Annotated in this window: 14 protein-coding genes and 3 tRNA genes; 1 reads left to right on the top strand and 16 read right to left on the bottom strand. The window is 66.2% G+C overall.

The window, feature by feature from the left end:
• Nucleotides 1–73 precede the first annotated feature (73 nt).
• The 13 genes from WCJ52_RS00395 to WCJ52_RS00335 all read right to left on the bottom strand — a co-directional run bounded on the left by WCJ52_RS00395 (nt 74) and on the right by WCJ52_RS00335 (nt 12,170).
• Nucleotides 74–150, bottom strand: a tRNA-Arg gene (locus WCJ52_RS00395).
• A 19-nt stretch (nt 151–169) separates the two neighbouring features.
• Complete coding sequence (locus WCJ52_RS00390; RefSeq protein ID WP_336901303.1) at nt 170–475, bottom strand: ETC complex I subunit; 306 nt, start codon at nt 473–475, stop codon at nt 170–172.
• A gap of 62 nt (nt 476–537) precedes the next feature.
• A tRNA-Pro gene (locus WCJ52_RS00385) sits at nt 538–614 on the bottom strand.
• Between the two features lie 49 nt (nt 615–663).
• Nucleotides 664–1,101 (bottom strand): PaaI family thioesterase, encoded by a 438-nt coding sequence (locus tag WCJ52_RS00380; RefSeq protein ID WP_336901302.1) that lies wholly within the window; start codon nt 1,099–1,101, stop codon nt 664–666.
• Nucleotides 1,098–1,490 (bottom strand): DUF192 domain-containing protein, encoded by a 393-nt coding sequence (locus WCJ52_RS00375; protein ID WP_336901301.1) that lies wholly within the window; start codon nt 1,488–1,490, stop codon nt 1,098–1,100. Before WCJ52_RS00375 ends, WCJ52_RS00380 begins: the two co-directional genes overlap by 4 nt.
• A 174-nt stretch (nt 1,491–1,664) precedes the next feature.
• Nucleotides 1,665–2,303: a cold-shock protein gene (locus tag WCJ52_RS00370; RefSeq protein ID WP_336901300.1), complete on the bottom strand. Its 639-nt coding sequence runs from the start codon at nt 2,301–2,303 to the stop codon at nt 1,665–1,667.
• A 411-nt stretch (nt 2,304–2,714) separates the two neighbouring features.
• Nucleotides 2,715–5,831 carry a TonB-dependent receptor gene (locus WCJ52_RS00365; protein WP_336901299.1) on the bottom strand — a complete coding sequence of 1,039 codons (3,117 nt, stop codon included), beginning with the start codon at nt 5,829–5,831 and terminating at the stop codon, nt 2,715–2,717.
• A 316-nt stretch (nt 5,832–6,147) separates the two neighbouring features.
• Nucleotides 6,148–6,222, bottom strand: a tRNA-Glu gene (locus tag WCJ52_RS00360).
• An 80-nt stretch (nt 6,223–6,302) separates the two neighbouring features.
• On the bottom strand, nt 6,303–8,102 hold the full coding sequence (gene recJ / locus WCJ52_RS00355) for a single-stranded-DNA-specific exonuclease RecJ (protein ID WP_336901298.1): 1,800 nt from the start codon (nt 8,100–8,102) through the stop codon (nt 6,303–6,305).
• Between the two features lie 5 nt (nt 8,103–8,107).
• Nucleotides 8,108–9,058: a class II fructose-bisphosphatase gene (gene glpX / locus WCJ52_RS00350; protein ID WP_336901297.1), complete on the bottom strand. Its 951-nt coding sequence runs from the start codon at nt 9,056–9,058 to the stop codon at nt 8,108–8,110.
• Nucleotides 9,059–9,102: 44 nt separating this feature from the next.
• Nucleotides 9,103–10,404 carry a homoserine dehydrogenase gene (locus WCJ52_RS00345; RefSeq protein ID WP_336901296.1) on the bottom strand — a complete coding sequence of 434 codons (1,302 nt, stop codon included), beginning with the start codon at nt 10,402–10,404 and terminating at the stop codon, nt 9,103–9,105.
• Nucleotides 10,401–11,621 carry an LL-diaminopimelate aminotransferase gene (locus WCJ52_RS00340; RefSeq protein ID WP_336901295.1) on the bottom strand — a complete coding sequence of 407 codons (1,221 nt, stop codon included), beginning with the start codon at nt 11,619–11,621 and terminating at the stop codon, nt 10,401–10,403. Before WCJ52_RS00340 ends, WCJ52_RS00345 begins: the two co-directional genes overlap by 4 nt.
• 108 nt (nt 11,622–11,729) lie before the next feature.
• Entirely contained in the window at nt 11,730–12,170 is a 441-nt protein-coding gene (locus WCJ52_RS00335) for a hypothetical protein (protein WP_336901294.1), read from the bottom strand.
• 314 nt (nt 12,171–12,484) lie between these two features.
• Here WCJ52_RS00335 and phaC point away from each other — a divergent pair, with 314 nt between their 5' ends.
• Nucleotides 12,485–14,203 (top strand): class I poly(R)-hydroxyalkanoic acid synthase, encoded by a 1,719-nt coding sequence (phaC, locus tag WCJ52_RS00330; RefSeq protein ID WP_336901293.1) that lies wholly within the window; start codon nt 12,485–12,487, stop codon nt 14,201–14,203.
• Here the strand turns inward: phaC and WCJ52_RS00325 are convergent.
• From WCJ52_RS00325 to argC, 3 genes are read right to left on the bottom strand one after another with little or no spacing between them, the layout of a single operon-like run.
• Nucleotides 14,193–15,059 (bottom strand): hypothetical protein, encoded by an 867-nt coding sequence (locus tag WCJ52_RS00325; RefSeq protein ID WP_336901292.1) that lies wholly within the window; start codon nt 15,057–15,059, stop codon nt 14,193–14,195. The two genes, phaC and WCJ52_RS00325, sit on opposite strands and share 11 nt — an antisense overlap.
• Entirely contained in the window at nt 15,056–15,553 is a 498-nt protein-coding gene (gene msrB / locus WCJ52_RS00320; protein ID WP_336901291.1) for a peptide-methionine (R)-S-oxide reductase MsrB, read from the bottom strand. The genes WCJ52_RS00325 and msrB overlap by 4 nt, the downstream gene beginning before the upstream one ends.
• Entirely contained in the window at nt 15,540–16,517 is a 978-nt protein-coding gene (argC, locus tag WCJ52_RS00315; protein ID WP_336901290.1) for an N-acetyl-gamma-glutamyl-phosphate reductase, read from the bottom strand. Before argC ends, msrB begins: the two co-directional genes overlap by 14 nt.
• Nucleotides 16,518–16,553 lie beyond the last annotated feature (36 nt).

Raw genomic sequence — 16,553 nt, 5'->3', positions numbered from 1 at the left:
AATACGTGATCGGGCCACCCATGACCTCAAAACCCCTGCCTGAGGTGCCGGAAGCCCGGAACTAGCCCTGCCCTGGCGCGCCCGGCAGGACTCGAACCTGCAACCGTCCGCTTAGAAGGCGGATGCTCTATCCGGTTGAGCTACGGGCGCTCTGGAAACGGCTGTCGGCTCAATGCGTCCAGGGCTGCTTGCGATCGGCGGAAAAGTTGTCCGCATAGGCCTTCAGGATCCGGCGGGGTGCCTTGGGCTCGGTCACCTGGAAGGCAAGGCCGTGCCTCTGGGCATAGGCCACGGACTCATCCCGGGTCTCGAAAGACAGGCGGACCTGGGCGGAGGTGTCGTCGGTCAGGGTCCAGCCCATCAGGGGATCCGAAACCCGCGCGGACGCCGGCGCGAATTCGAGTATCCAGTCCTTGGCGCGGGCCTTGCCCGACTGCATGGCGGTCTTCGCGGGTCTGAAAATGCGCGCGATCATCCTTGCCCTCTTCCCTCGTTCCTGGACACCGGGTCCCCACGACCCGCATCCGCGGCCGGCTCTGGTCGGGGCGGCGTGATTCGAACACGCGACCCTCTGCTCCCAAAGCAGATGCGCTACCAGGCTGCGCTACGCCCCGAAGAGTACCGGCCGACGTTCGCGATAGCCGTCTTCGCGCGAAACCGCAATCACTCGGCGGGCTTGCGCATCAGCTTGAACACGCCGCTGGCCCGAACCACGTCAGCACCGACGGCGTGGGCGCGCCCCTCGACGAAGGCCACGTCCCGCGTCAGACGGGTTACACGACTCTCCCCGAAGACCCATTGCCCCACCCTGGCCATGTGCAGGAAATCGACGCTGAGGTGGATGGTCACGCTCGACCGATGGGAGGCCCGCCAGACCGCGGCAGCAAGAAGGCCGTCCATGAAGGAGGTCAGCATGCCGCCGTGCACGAGGCCAAGGCCGTTGGCGTGCCTGGGCAGGGCCAGGAAGGCGTGTTCGGTCGCCTCACCCTGGATCTCCCGGTGGAAGTAGGGACCGTTATGCATCGAATAGGGTCCCCGGCTGGAGGACCGGACAAAACCTTCGGGCGGAAGGATGGATGTGTCGTCCGACCCCGTGGTCATGGCCGGTTCCGGAAGATGGGAAAGTCGACCCGGTCGCCGGGCCGCAGGCCGATCTCGGCCGCCCGTCCCCCGGCAAGTTCCAGGACCCCCAGGGTCGAGCCGCCAGCCGGCAGGGGGGTCTCATCCAGGGGACGCGCATTCCGGGCGATGGACCGAACGATGCCGTCCTTGCGGATGTAGATGATGTCCAGGGGGATCAGGGTGTTGCGCATCCAGAAGGCGGTATCGGGCTGTTCCCGACCGAAGTCGAACAGCATGCCCCGGTCTGGAGCCAGGGAGGTTCGGCACATCAGCCCGAACTCGCGCTCCCGCTCGGAGTCCGCGACCTCGACCTGGAACCGGAAGTCCCCGCGGGAGGTGCGAACTGTGAGGGGGCGGAGGGGAGTCAACTCCGGCTGTCCCCGACAGGCGGACGGCGCAGACCTGGGCGGCAGCGCGGAGGCCGGGATGGCCGATCCCGCGAGGATGGCGATGATCCCGGGAATGAGCCCCAGGACAAGCGGACGTGGAGACTGGCGGCTCGGCATACCCTGCCCTTAACGCCGGGCTGAGCCCGACGCCAGTCAGATCAGCTGGACCTCCGCCACAACCAGGCCCTTGGGGCCATTGCCGAAGCGGACCATCAGGTCCTCACCCGGCAGCAGGTCCTCGACACCGGCACGGCGCAGGGTCTCGATGTGGACGAAGATGTCTCCGGGCTCCTGGTCCCGGACCACGAAGCCATAGCCCTTGGTGCGGTTGAACCATTTCACCTTGGCAGGCTCGAAGGGACCTTCTGCAACCGGGGCCCGATCAGCGCCCCCGTTGCGGGACTGGAAGCCGTCCCGTCCGCCGCGGTCATAGCCATTGCGGCCATCCCCCTGGCCATAGTCAGCGCGGTCCCGGCGCGAACCATAGTCGCTCCGTTCAGGATCCCGAGCCTGCCTGGGCTGAGCTGTGCTCTCGTCGAAGTCATGGATTTCCGAGACCTGCCAGCCCTTCGGGCGACGAACGACCGAGCAGGACAGGGATGCTCCCTCAGGAGCCAGATCCAGACCCAGCCCCCGGAGGGACGTCACGTGGAGGAGCACATCCTTACGGTCTGTCAGCTCCGGTTGGTCGGGAACGATGAAGCCATAGCCCTTGTCGACATCGAACCACTTTACGTGGCCACTGATCCTGACGGAGGGTTCACCAGCGTCTTCAAAGCCGTAACTGGACATGGCCCCCTCACGCACAACAGGCCTCGGCTCCGGAAGAGGAACTCAGGCCACAAATTCTTTTCTTGTCCTTTCCGTGACGTCAATGTTCGTTCCGCCCGCAACCCTGGGGTGCCCTACGTTTTCACGCTTTACTCACGCTCCCCGAACGGCGGGCTCTGGTGCCTGGATTTGATTGCAAATTTCTGGCCGCGCGGCCCCAAGCACCGCCTTGCGCCCCGCCCCTCCGATTACGGATAGCCCGTCCTAGGCCCCGGCGAGCTTTCCCGGGATCCGCACGCAGGCGCCACCAGCCAAGTGCGCGGACCGAATTTCAAGGGACCCAAACGCACACTGCGACCCGCCCGTGGGGCGGATCGCAGGTTGCCAGGGGATGAACGCCCCCAAGTCGCTCGGGTTGTCAGAAGCGGCAGATCAGAACTTGGCCTGCATCCCGAACTCGAACACCCGACCCAGCGGATTTTGGGTCATGTAGTCGTAGTTGTACTGGCTCTTGTAGAAGGGTGGCTGGTTATCAAAGACGTTTTTGACCGACAGGGTTGCAGTCCACCTTTCCTGCAAGGTCAGGCGATAGGTGAAGTCACTGACCCACCGGTCATCGCGTGCGACTCGGCTCCCAGCAACAACGACGTTCACATCGTCGGTTCCAGCCCAGTACCGTGTGGTCCAGCGGAGATTATGGTCACCGACACTCCAATTCGCGTACGCATTACCCCGCAGCCTCGGGTAGGAATAAAATGAGGAAAGTAGCTCGGACTTTCCTGCCCGGTTCAGAGCGGCGTCAAACACAAGATTCGTGTTCAGCAGAACCCCTGCACCCCGCTTGTAGTCCATGAGAATGCTTGCATCTCCCCCCACGGTCAGATCCCCGGAAAGGAAATCAAGCCAGGAATAGGATCCGTTGATGTCAATCCCGGTGATCTCGGTATCCGGGCCGTTGATCACGTTGTTACGGACCGAAAGGAAGTTGTTCGGATGGCAGGACGGCACAGCCTGTCCGCCATAGAGCGTCGGGTTGACGACGTCTGTTCCGAACTGAAAGCGCTGGAAAAGAGCCGTTGTCCCGCACTGCCAAGCCGCTGGGTTAGATGACGGGAACATCGAGCCGTAGACCCGCGCTGCGGTTTCCGTCGTGATCTCATCCTTGAAGGCGAACTTGTAGAAGTCGATCTGCCCCTGGAATGTCCCCGACTCGAACAGGAAACCAACATTGTAGGTCGTAGCGGTCTCCGGCTGGAGATCGGGATTTCCAAAGGTCTGAACAGGTCGATAGAGCGGGGCTCCCGTAACCGGGTTGGTGAACTGGGCCTGGATAAATCCGAACCCGGGGTCCAGCGCCGCCACCGGAGGCGCCCGGAAGGTGGTGCCGGCCGAACCGCGCAGGGCCATCCAGGGCGTGACCTGCCAGCGGACCGACGCCCGCGGATTGGTCGTATTCCCGATGTTACCGCCAAAAAGCTCGGTACGAATGGCGAGGCTTGCCACAACGTTGTCGAGAACCGGCACCTGCATTTCCCCGAAGAAGGAAGTTACCTGCCGGTCGACATTACTTTCTCTGCCAGATCCGATGAAGGTGAACGGGCCACCCCCTGGCACCGCACAGGTCGGCAAGCCATCACCGTAGGGCTTGCTGTCAACGCAGGGCGTGACGTCGCCATTGAAGTTCGTCGAAAGCTCAATTGTCCGGTCGTTGTACCGCAATTGCGCGCCGACGGCCCAGCTGATCGCATCGTCTGTCCAGAGCTTGAGGTCTCCGAAGTCCCCCGCCAGCTGGACCTGAGCTGTCGCCAGCTGCTGGGTGGTCGTGCTGACCGCATTTTCCTGCAGCCATCCCCAGAGCGCGGGGTCGACCGCAGGTCCCGCCTTCAATCCTGTGGACTCCGCATAGTTGGCACCATTGATGCTCGACTTCTGGATCGAGTTGGCGAACGGATTGAAGTACTGGCAGGACCCGACGCCCGGCGCTCCGGTCGATGGGTTACAGCCCGGCCCGCCAAGTCCGCGCAAGGCCAGCTGGATTCGGTTCACATACCGGTCAGGGGTCTTATTGATCTGTTCAGCCCGCATGTAGTTAAGGGTCGTGCGCCATTCCCAGCCATTCGCCAGCTCGCCGATTAACCCGCCCACAACACGGTAGGAGGTGATCTGGTTGCTCTGCCGGTCAGCGTCAAACCCATAGAGAGGGTTGCCGCCCATGGCCGCGGGACGCCACTGCGTCTGGTTCATGGTCACGCCGTTGGCGAGAGCCGCGGCGCAGATCGCAGCCGTGATCTGCGGTTGAGTTCCCGTCGGACAGGGGTTGAAGAGGGCCTGAAGCCCCGGGTTGCTCGCCGGAACATAATAGCGCGATTGAATGGCCCCGGGAGCCGCGGGCATGGGAGAGGTCCCGCCGCCGGGTGACGAACCACTCGCCTCTATCGGCGTGGGAAACTGGACCGTCGACTGTGAGGCTGAGACCCGATCATCCGGGACTTCCGTTCGGGACCATAGAACCTCGCCATGGAACTTGAGCGAGTCGTTCAGCTCGAAATTCGCCTCGCCGTACAGTTGGTAGTGGTCCTCGTTCGCCACACGGTTGTCGTGATAGGTGAACGGAAAGAAGCACTGAGCGTTCGGCGCGAAGGAGAGGCCACCCAGCTGGGTGCAGCCGGCGTCAGAGAAGGTCGACGAAAGGGTCGCTCCTAGCGGTATGCCGGGGCGGGTTGGGTCCTGCACGAACCCGCCATTGGGTCCGATGACCGGCGTCCCGAGGATGGCGTTGTATCCGCCAGGATTGCTGGCCCCGGAGATACCGCTGACGTTGAGGGTGTCAGGGAAGACAGCGTTCGGCAGCGTCCAGGGCAGATCGGCGCCAATCAGTTCGCTGCGGTGCCGGTAGGAAGCCGCCAGCAGTACGTTGCCACTATCGAGTTTCCGTCCCCAGGCCAGGGAGGTTTCGTAGTCTCCATCCGAGCCATCGATCAGGGCGTATTTTCCGTTGACCTCAAAACCATCCAGGTCCCTGCGGGTGATGAAGTTCACAACCCCGGCCACGGCGTCTGATCCGTAGGTGGCCGCGGCGCCGTCGCGCAGGACCTCGACCTGGCCAATGGCGATGGTCGGGACCACGTTGATGTTGACGAACTCCTGACCGCCCGCGGCGGTGATGGTCGACAGGCGCTCGCCGTTCATGAGCGAGAGCGTCCGGGTCAGCCCGAGGCCCCGGAGATTGATCGTCGCGACGCCAGCCGCTGCGCCCCCGAGGAAGCGGTTGGACTCGCCGATATTGCCGCCCGAGACAGACGGAATGGTCCGCACCAGATCGACGAGGGACGGACTGCCCTGCTCCTGCAGCGCCTCGTTGGTGATGACGTCCACCGGCAAGGCGGCGTCCTCCGGTGTGCCCCGGATCAGGGAGCCGGTAATCACCACTTCGTCGACCTGATTATCAGAAACCTTGGCCGCGCTTTGAGCGGTTGCCTGGGTCGCCATACCGAGGCCAAGGGTGATCGCCAGAGCCGAGCTGGCATAGAGGTGCATGCGCCTGGACATTGTTTTTGTTTCCCCCTGTTGGCGGCTTATGCCGGCCAATCCGGGTCAGATTGTCCACAATTCACAGGATATGCAAGACACCAAGGGACGAGCCCGGCGCGGCCTGGCCTTTTGGTGGAAAAACCGGGTCCGTCGCAGACGACCGGGTTGCGTCCGGGATTATGCCTTCCGGCACCAGCCTTGGATGCCGACCTGGGGAAAGCCCTGGCCAGCCGACGGTCCACCCAGGGCCCGCCTCCAACCTATCCACCTGGGCTGGACTGAGACCGGGGCCCTGACCCCGAACACCCAGAAAGACAAGGATTTCAAACCTGCGTGGCAGTCCCTAGGGGAGTCGAACCCCTCTCTCCAGGTTGAAAACCTGGCGTCCTAACCGATAGACGAAGGGACCACGGACGCGGGAGCGGCGTCTATATCCGCCTTCCCGGGGGCGTGCAAGACGCCGGGGTCGGGTTTTGCACCCGGGCCGGTTCAGCCTGCATCGGCCCGGCGCGGATCGGCAGCGTCCTCGATCTCGAGCTCGACCGAGGCGCGGCCCTGCCAGTCATCCGGACGCAACCGGCCCACCAGGTGGAGGATGCCGCCCCCCTGGAGGAGCTGGCCAAGGGGGGTTTCCTCCGCCCGCCAGGCGACCGCCTTCAGGCGCCCTCCCGCGGAGTCCGTGAGCGTGGCCCGGACATGGCCGCCGCGCATGACCATGGGGCGGTCGACGCGAACGGAGGCGGCCGCAAAGACCGGTTCAGGGTTCCCGGGACCAAAGGGTGCCAGGCGTGCGAAGGCCTCCAAGAGCGAGCGATCGGCACCTTTGGGGGTGATGAGGGCGTCGATCTCCAGGACGTCGGCCTCGGCCGCCCGGGCCTGATCCTCGCCAAGGCGCATGGCGAGGAAGCTGGTGAACTCGGCTATGCGCTCCGGGCGGATTGAGAGCCCCGCCGCCATGGCGTGCCCGCCTCCCGACAGCAGCAGTCCCTCGTCGAAGGCAGCCTGCACGGCGGCACCCAGGTTCACGCCCGGCTGGGAACGTCCGGAGCCCTTGCCGACACCGGCTGCCAGATCGAGGCCGATCACGATGGCCGGCCTGCGGTAGCGCTCGCGCAGGCGTCCGGCCACGATGCCGATGACGCCCGGCGCCCAGCCCGGAGCCGAGACCACAAGCACCGGGGCCTCAGCAATATGCGGGTCGGCCTCGATCCGGGCGACGGCCTCGTCGATCACCGCCTGTTCCACGGCCTTGCGCTGGCCGTTGAGCTCGTCCAGCTCAGCCGCCAGGGCGGCCGCTTCGACGGGGTCATCGGTGGACAGGAGCCGGGCGCCCAGGTCCGAACGTCCGATCCGGCCGCCGGCGTTGATCCGGGGCCCCAGGATGAAGCCAGCATGGAATGTGGTCGCCGTCCCGCTGATCTTGCCGACATCCGCCAGGGCCTTCAGTCCGGGATTGGCCCAGCGGGACATCACCTTGAGCCCCTGGGCGGTGATCGCTCGATTGAATCCGGTCAGGGCGGTCACGTCGCATACTGCGCCCAGGGCAGCGAGGTCGAGCCACTGGCGCAGGTCCGGCTCTGGCCGCGAGGCGAACAGGCCCCGCCGGCGAGCCTCCCGGTTCAGGGCCGCGAGCAGGACAAAGGCCACGCCCGCTGCGGCCAGCATCCCCTGCCCCGAATTGTCATCTGGCCGGTTGGGGTTCACGAGGGCCGCGGCCGGGGGAATCTCGCCGGGGCGCATGAGGTGATGGTCGATGACCACCACGTCGAGGCCGATCTCCCGGGCGGTGGCCAGGGCGTCCTGGGCTGCGGCCCCGCAGTCCAGGGTGATGACGATCTCGGCGCCCTGGTCCTTCAGGGCCCGGAAGACGACCGGATTGGGGCCATAGCCCTCCTTGACCCGGTCGGGGATATAGATCGGGACCTCCCGGCCCATGGCACGCATCCAGCGCACCACCTGGGCAGCACTGGCGGCACCATCCACGTCGTAGTCGGCGAAGACGACCATGGAGCGCCCGCGCTCCAGGGCATCGACGAGGATCTCCGCGGCCCTGTCCATGTCCCGGAACGAGGAGGGGTCGGGAAACAGGGCCTTGAGCGTGGGGTTGAGGAAGACCTCGCCTTCGTCAGGACCCACGCCGCGGGAGGCCAGGGCCCGGGCCAGGGGCTCGCTGAGGCCCAGGGCGTTCTGGTGCCGACGGACCAGTTCGGGCGCCGCAGCGCGCGCCGCCCAGGCCCGTCCGCTGACCGAGCGGCCGACCCCGAGAAAGGGACCTTCCGCCAGGGTCATCGATGTCAGGCCGGACGCCGGAGGCGGACTTCTCGGACCGTCTGGGTGGAGGAGACCATGACCAGGCTGTGGGTCAAGATCTGCCCGCCCTCCCGGCGGACGCCATCCAGCAGGGCGCCCTTGGTCACGCCGGTTGCGGCGAAGATGGCGTCTGCCCGGACCAGTTCATGCAGGTCGTATTTCTTGTCAAAGTCGGTGATGCCCACGCGCCGCGCCCGTTCCTTCTCGTCGGCGTTCCGAAAGACCAGCCGGCCCTGAAACTGACCGCCGACGCACTTCAGCGCGGCGCAGGCCAGGACCCCTTCCGGGGCTCCACCCTGGCCGACATAGAGGTCGATGCCCGTTGCCGGGTCGGCGGTGTGCATGACCCCTGCGACGTCGCCATCCGTGATCAGGCTCACCCGGGCGCCGACCGAGCGGATCGAGGCGATGATCTCCGCGTGACGCGGCCGGTCGAGGACACAGACGGTGATCTCCTCGGGGGGTACCCCCTTGGCCGCGGCAAGGGCCCGCACATTGTCCGCAGGCGAGCGGTCGAGGTCGATAACGCCGGCGGGGAAACCTGGCCCGCAGGCAATCTTGTCCATGTAGGTGTCGGGGGCATTCAGCAGGGTGCCCTTGGGGGCCCAGGCCATCACCGCCAGGGCATTAGCCATGGCCTTGGCCGTCAGGGTCGTGCCTTCCAGCGGGTCCAGGGCGATGTCGATGGCGACCCCGCCCCGGCCGACCTTCTCGCCGATGTAGAGCATGGGTGCCTCGTCCCGCTCCCCCTCGCCGATGACGATCTCGCCATCGATGGCCAGGGCGTTCAGGGCGGTTCGCATGGCGTCCACGGCCGCCTGGTCAGCGGCCTTCTCATCCCCTCGCCCAGCCAGGGTGGAGGCGGCGATGGCGGCGATCTCCGTGACGCGGACCGCGTCCAGGACAAGGCTGCTGTCCAGTTGCTCAGTGGTCATCAAGGGTCTCCGGACGGCGAATGCGCCGCATTTATCTTCGATTCTCAGATGCTTGCGATGTGCAGCAGACGGGGCGGCTCAAGAACTGCGGGCAGCCGGCCGATCCGGTCAACCGCAGCGGCAAGCACAGCCTCGGCCACGGCGTGGGTCGTCATGACAATGGGGACGCCGGGAGTTTCGCCAGGCGGCTTCTGCAGGAAGCTCTCAATCGAGACGCCGGCCTCGGCCAGCTCCTCAGAAACCGAGGCCAGGACGCCGGGTTCATCCCGCACCATGACCCGGATATAGCCCCGACCCACCGCCGCCGTCCCCGCAGATGGGGCACAGGGCTGCAGGCTTGCGGCTGGCGCCTGGAAGACGGGCCTCCGGGCTCCGGCCATGACATCAGCGATGTCCGCCGCTACCGCCGCCGCCGTTGGACCTGCCCCGGCGCCGGGTCCTTGCAGGAAGATACGCCCGATGCGGTCACCCTCGATGAACAGGGCGTTGAGGGCGCCGTCCGCCTGGGCGATGGGATGGGTCTTGCGCACCAGGAAGGGCCGCACCTGAACCCGGGCACCCTCCCCTGCCCGCTCGGCGGAGGCGATCAGCTTGATGCGGTAGCCAAGGTCGCCTGCAAGCCGGATGTCCAGGAGATCGACGCCGGTGATCCCCTCCACCTCGGCCGCGGCGAAGTTGGGGGACCCGCCGAAGGCCAGGGCCGCCAGTATGGTGATCTTGTGGGCGGCGTCGAAGCCGCCGACGTCCATGGTCGGGTCCGCTTCGGCATAGCCCAGCCTCTGGGCCTCCGCGAGGACGTCGGAAAAGGCTGACCCTGTGGTCTCCATCTCAGTGAGGATATAGTTGCATGTGCCATTGAGAATGCCCGACAGGCTGCGGATCTCATCGCCCACCAGGGCTTCGCGGACGGTCTTGACCGCCGGAACACCGCCCATGACCGCCGCCTCGAACAGCAGGGAAACGCCCTTGGCCTCGGCCAGGGCCGCCAGCGCCGCGCCGTGTTCGGCGATGAGCGCCTTGTTCGCGGTCACGACCGCCTTGCCCGCCCCCAGGGCCGCCTCGACGGCGGCTTTGGCCGGACCGTCCGAGCCGCCGATGAGTTCTACGAAGATGTCCGTGTCCGGGGACTGGGCCAGGGACACGGGGTCGTCGAACCAGGCCAGACGGGAGATGTCTACGGCCCGGGGACGCGACCTCGATCGCGCAGAGACTCCGGTGACCACGACCCTTCCCCCCGCTGGGGCAAAGTCTGGACGTGAGGCCAGGAAGTCCAGAAGCCCGCCGCCGACCGTCCCGAGGCCCGCGACGCCGACGCGCCAGGTCCGTACTTCCTGAGGTTTGGTCACGGGTTCGATCCTGAATTCTGGGCCCGACCGAGGATGTCCTCAGCGTTCGCAAGGAAACGCCGCACATTGCGCGCCGCCTGGCGAATACGGTTCTCGTTCTCGACAAGGCCGATGCGCACGAAGCCCTCGCCGTATTCCCCGAAGGCGACACCCGGCGCCACGGCCACGCCGGCCTCCTCGATGAGCAGTTTGGAGAACAGCATGGACCCAGCCGAACGGTAGGCCTCCGGCAGGGGCGCCCAGGCGAACATGGAGGCTGGCGGGGCGGGAATGTCCCAGCCTGCCCGCTTCATCGACTTTACCAGGGTGTCGCGCCGGCCCTGGTAGATGGCGCGGATTTCATCGACGCAGTCCTGGGGTCCGTTGAGTGCAGCGGCGGCGGCCACCTGGATGGGGGTGTAGGCGCCGTAGTCGAGGTAGGACTTCACCCTGGCCAGGGCCGCGCAGATCCGGGCGTTACCCACCACCATTCCGACCCGCCAGCCAGCCATGGCGTAGGTCTTGGACAGGGAGTTCACCTCGACCGCTATGTCCTTGGCCCCTGGGACCTGAAGCACCGACGGCGGTGGATTGTCATCGAAGTAGATTTCCGAATAGGCGATGTCCGACAGCACCAGCATGTCGTGCCGGCGGGCCAGGGCCACGGCCTCCTTGTAGAAGTCGAGATCCACCCACTGCGCGGTTGGGTTGGACGGGTAGGACAGGATTAGGACTGAGGGCGGCGGTGCTGAATGCTTCACCGCCCGGCTGATGCCGGCGAGGTATTCCTCGGGCGACAGGGCCGGGACGTGGCGGATGACGCCCCCCGCCATGATGAAGCCGTAAGCGTGGATGGGATAGGCGGGATTGGGGCAGATGATCACATCGCCGGGCGCCGTCAGGGCCTGGGCGAGGTTTGCAAAACCCTCCTTCGATCCCAGTGTGGCGACCACTTCGGTGTCTGGATCGAGTTGCACCCCGAAGCGGCGCTCGTAATAGCCAGCCATGGCCCGGCGAAGCCCGATGATGCCCTTCGAGGCGGAGTAGCGGCCGGCCTTGGGATCGCGGGCGGTTTCGACCAGTTTGTCGACGATATGCTTGGGCGTCGGCATGTCGGGATTGCCCATGCCGAAGTCGATGATGTCCACGCCCTCGCCGCGGAGGCGGGCCTTGATGCGGTTCACCTCCTCGAAGACGTAGGGCGGAAGGCGGCGGATACGGTGAAACTCGGGTGTCATGTTTGCTCTGGCCGCACTGAGGACGGCGAAATGGGAGCCTCTCCTAGCTTGGCATAACCTTCGCTCCGAAGGCCGCCAAGCGGTTTGAAGTCTTGGCCCCCGCTGGCCCTATCGAGGGGGCGGCGGGGGCGGTGTAGCTCGCTTGCGTACATCGCGTGCGAAGGCGTCGGCTGAGGCGGTCGCCGACACCGACGGTGCGGCAGGTCCGCTCGTCTGGGAGGTCTTGGCCGCGAAGGCTTCGGTCTGGCTCAGGGTCCAGGTGTCCTCTGCGCCGTCCTTCGCGAGAGCCGCGCCCTCCGCCAGCACCTCTCCGGCCGCCCTCCCCCAGGCCGCCAGCGGGCGCTCGTCTACGGGCAGGACGGGAATGTCAGAGAAACGGGGATAGGCCTTCGCTCCCGCGGCAAGCGCCCGGACCTCTGTCGTGGCCGCTGTTGGCGGTGGGCCTGCAGCCGGCCGGGATGCACAACCGCTCGCCAGCAAGGCCAGTGCCAGGGGCGTCCCCAGGAGGGCGCGGACGGGAATCGAAAGGTGCGCCGGGAAGGTGTTCATGATTACTGTCGTATTATGGCATCATCGCCGTCTTAGAAAGCCCGGGAACCTCCCTGCGGGGAGATGGAGGCAGGAACATGGCTGGTAAGGACACAAAGGTTTCGAAGGGCAGCGCGTCTCCCCGCCGGAGCCCAGCGAAACGCAAACCCACTGCCATGTCGGAGGCCATCGCCACGGAACAGCCCTCCGCAGCTCAGGAGCCCCCGCCTGCGCTGGGCCAAGGCGCGGAATTTGCGGCTGCATTCACAGCGGCGGCGGGTCCCGCCGGGCTTGAAGCTATCGAGTCACTATCCCGAAACCTCGCAAGGGCCGCCATGACCGCCCAGGGCGCCATCGCCGAGTCCGCCCTCCGCCAGGCGGATAGGGCACCTGGGATTGACGCAGATCCCTTCCATGTGGGCCCCTCGATGGCCAGGGTGATGTCCAGCCTCGCCGGGCAGCCCGACGCCGTGCTGCAGGCCCAGGGAGACCTCTGGAAGCGCTATGTCGAGCTCTGGCACTTCGCCGCCCGCCGGGCGATGGGCGAGACCGCCGAGCCGGTCGCGACCCCTGGGAAGGGTGACAAGCGGTTCAACGCGCCCGACTGGACCAACAACCCTGTCTTCGACGTCATCAAGCAGTCCTACCTGATCACCTCCGACTGGATGAACGGGCTCGTTACCCGCGCCGGCGACGTGGACCCGATGAGCCGGCGTCGGGTGGAATTCTTTACTCGAATGCTGACGGACGCCCTGTCGCCCTCAAACTTCCTGGCCTCAAATCCTGAAGCCCTGAGGGAAGCCATGTCGAGCCAGGGCCAGAGCCTGGTCCGCGGCATGGAGAACTTCGCCGCCGACATCGCCCGGGGCGGCGGCCAGCTGGCCATCAGCCAGACCGACTATGAGCAGTTCGAGATCGGCGTGAACGTGGCCACGGCGCCCGGCAAGGTGATCTTCCAGAACGAGATCATCCAGCTGATCCAGTTCACGCCCACGACCGAGACGGTCCACGAGATCCCCATCGTCATCTTCCCGCCCTGGATCAATAAGTTCTACATCCTCGACCTGCGGCCCGAGAACTCCATGATCCGCTGGCTCACCGGCCAGGGCTTCACGGTCTTCGTCGCCTCCTGGGTCAATCCGGATGGGCGGCTCGCCGACCTGACGTTCGAGGACTACATGCGGCTGGGCATTTACGAGGGCACGGCGGCCGCCATGAAGCAGGCTGGCGTCGACCGGGTAAACACCGTGGGCTACTGCATCGGCGGGACCCTGCTCTCGGCCACCCTGGCGCACATGGCTGCAAAGGGTGACAGCCGGATTGCCTCCGCGACCTTCTTCGCCGCCCAGCAGGATTTCTCCGAAGCCGGCGACCTCCTCCTGTTCACCAGCGAGGAATGGCTGTCTGACCTCGAGAAGCAGATGGAGGCTGGCGGCGGCGTCCTGGCCGGCCAGGCCATGGCGGACACCTTCAACATGCTCCGCTCGAACGACCTGATCTGGTCCTTCTTCGTCAGCAACTACCTGCTGGGCAAGGAGCCCAAGCCCTTCGACCTTTTGTTCTGGAACGCGGACCAGACGCGGATGCCGAGGACCCTGCACCTCTACTACCTGCGCCGGTTCTATGGGGACAACGCCCTGGCCCGGGGGGAACTGGAACTGGATGGCGTGAAGCTCGACCTCGGACAGGTCAAGACACCGGTCTACGTCCAGTCCTCGAAGGAGGACCACATCGCGCCAGCACGTTCGGTTTACCGGGGCGCGCGGCTCTTTGGCGGGCCGACCACCTTCACCCTCTCTGGCTCCGGTCACATCGCTGGGGTCATCAACGCGCCGGTCGCGAAGAAGTACCAGCACTGGACCCACGACACCCTGCCCGAGAGCCTTGAGGCCTGGCAGGCCGGAGCGGCAGAGACGCCGGGTTCCTGGTGGCCGCACTGGGCTGAATGGCTGAAGTCCCGCTCGGGAGCCCAGGTCCCCGCCCGGGATCCCTCCGCCGGGCCCCTTCCTGCCCTCGAAGACGCCCCCGGGAGCTACGTCAAGGTCACCTCCTGAGGCGTTGCAGGGCCAGTCTTACGCTGGCTGCCAAGGCCCCGATGGGGAGTGTCAGGCTGACCATCCACGGCGAGAGGGGCGAGGGTCCCTTCTCGAGACCGAACCCCATGAGGCGCAGGCTGTAGGGCAGGAAGCCCGTGGTCCCCGAGGTCCAGTCCATCCACAGGGTCCCGAGGCCCGCAAGGCAGGCCAGGGCCCAGAAGAGGCGGCCCTCCAGGACCGGCACCCGCAAGACCCTCACCCCTGTCCAGAGCATGAAGGCCGGGGTCGCCGCTGCCAGCCCCAGAAACAGCCACTGGCCTGCCGTTCGGCCCGGCGCCCAGAAGGCCTGGGCGGCTTCGTCCGTCTTGGTCACCTCGGTGTAGGACATGGTCAGGGCCCTGTAGACCCGCACGACCTCGTACCCGCCCGAACCCGAGGCCGGCGCTTCTGGCGGCTTGGCCAGGAGAGCAGACTCCTTCCGGGGCGTCTGGGCGGTCGCGGGGATCACCCTCCTCCACCCCACCGGAACCACGATCAGGTCGACCACCGCCCGCCGTTCCGCGAACTGGTAGAGGTATTGGAGTTTCGCCTGTTCCGGACCCGGATCGCCCTTCCCACCGGTCTGCCGCGAGGCCAGCAGGCGGATCGACCAGGGGGGATCGGTGGGAAAGGCCTGGCGCACCTTCTCGATGCCAGCAGCATGGTCCGGCGAGGCCATGAGCTGGGGGGCGATCCCCCGGTCAATGGCCTGCCAGTCACCGCGCTGGACGGCGTCGATGAAGAGCCGACCCATCCGGTCTGCGTCCAGCTCCGCCTTTGGGGCGGCACAACCCGCGAGCAGCACCAGGCCCAGGAGGGCCAGGAGCCCCCTCATGCTGGGCGGAACCGCAGAGCGACTCCATTGCTGCAGTATCGAAGCCCCGTAGGACGGGGCCCATCGTCGAACCGGTGTCCATGGTGACCGAGGCACTGGGCGCAGTGATACTCGGTCCGGGGTACGCCAATCATCCAGTCGGTCTTCAACCCGAGGGCGCCTGGGATGGCGGTGTGGAAGCTCGGCCAGCCAGTTCCGCTCTCATACTTCCAGGCAGACCGGAAGAGGGGCAGGTCGCATCCAAGGCAATGATAGGTTCCGCTGCGCTTCTCCTGAAGGAGCGCGCTGGAACCGGGCCTCTCAGTATCCGCCTGCCGCAAGACGGCAAAGGCGTCCGACGGAAGCCGGCTCCGCCAGTTCGCAGCGGTCAGCTTGCGGAAGGACGACCCTGCATAGGCGTCCTGCGCAGCCGCCGCCGACCTTGGCACAAACGCAGCCGCCGCAACGCCAAGGAGAAGCCCGCGGCGGGTGGAAAGACCCCTAGAGACCGGCATGTTCATCTAGCCCAAGCATCAGGTTGAGGTTCTGGACGCAGGCACCAGACGCGCCCTTGCCCAGGTTGTCGAGGATCGCCACCAACCGCGCCTGGGTCCCGTCAGGGGAGCCAAAGACGAAGAGGTCCAGGAGGTTGGTGCCGTTGAGCGATTCCGGATCGAGGTCCCGGACATAGCCGGCCGCACCCGAGCGGGTCTCCTGTAGATCGGCGCAGGCCTCTGCGGAGGCAACACGGACAAAACGCTCGCCAGCATAGGCCACTTCCAGCGCCTGGCGAACGGCCTCCGGTAACGGGTGCTTCGGCAGGGCCGACAGGACCAGGGGAACCTCCACCAGCATGCCCTGGGCATAGCGCCCCACCGCCGGGGCAAAGACGGGTGGGTGAGCAAGCCGCCCGTGGATCTGCATTTCCGGGAGGTGCTTATGGGCCAGGGACAGGCCGTAGGTCCGGAAGGCGTCTGAAGTTCCCGTCGCCGGCGGTCCCTCGAACTCGCCAATCAGCCCCTTGCCGCCCCCGGAATATCCCGAGATCGCATTGACCGTGACGGGGAATTCCGCAGGCAGGAGGCCCGCTTCAACCAGGGGCCGGACCAGACCGATGAAGCCTGTCGGATAGCAACCGGGATTGCTGACCCGGTATGAAGCCTGGATCGCAGCGCGCTGTGCGCGGGTCATTTCGGCGAAGCCGTAGGTCCACCCGGATGCTGTGCGGAAGGCCGTGGAGGCGTCGATCACCTTCACCTTGGGAGACTCGATCATGGACACCGCTTCCCGGGACGCATCATCCGGCAGGCAGAGCACCACCAGGTCTGCCGCGTTCAACAGCTCACGTCGGGCCTCGGGGTCCTTGCGGCGTCCAGGATCAATGGAAAGCAGCGCGAGGTCGGCGCGACGTTCGAGCCGCTCGCGGATCTGCAGGCCTGTGGTCCCGGCCTCACCGTCAATGAAAATCTTGGGGGTCATGCGGCCTGTCCTGGGGTCACAACACGAAAAGGGGCG

The organism is Phenylobacterium sp., assembly GCF_037138395.1.
Taxonomy (GTDB): Bacteria; Pseudomonadota; Alphaproteobacteria; order Caulobacterales; family Caulobacteraceae; genus Phenylobacterium.
The sequence above is the reverse complement of the archived record's forward strand: the minus strand, read 5'-3'. Positions and strand labels throughout refer to the sequence as shown.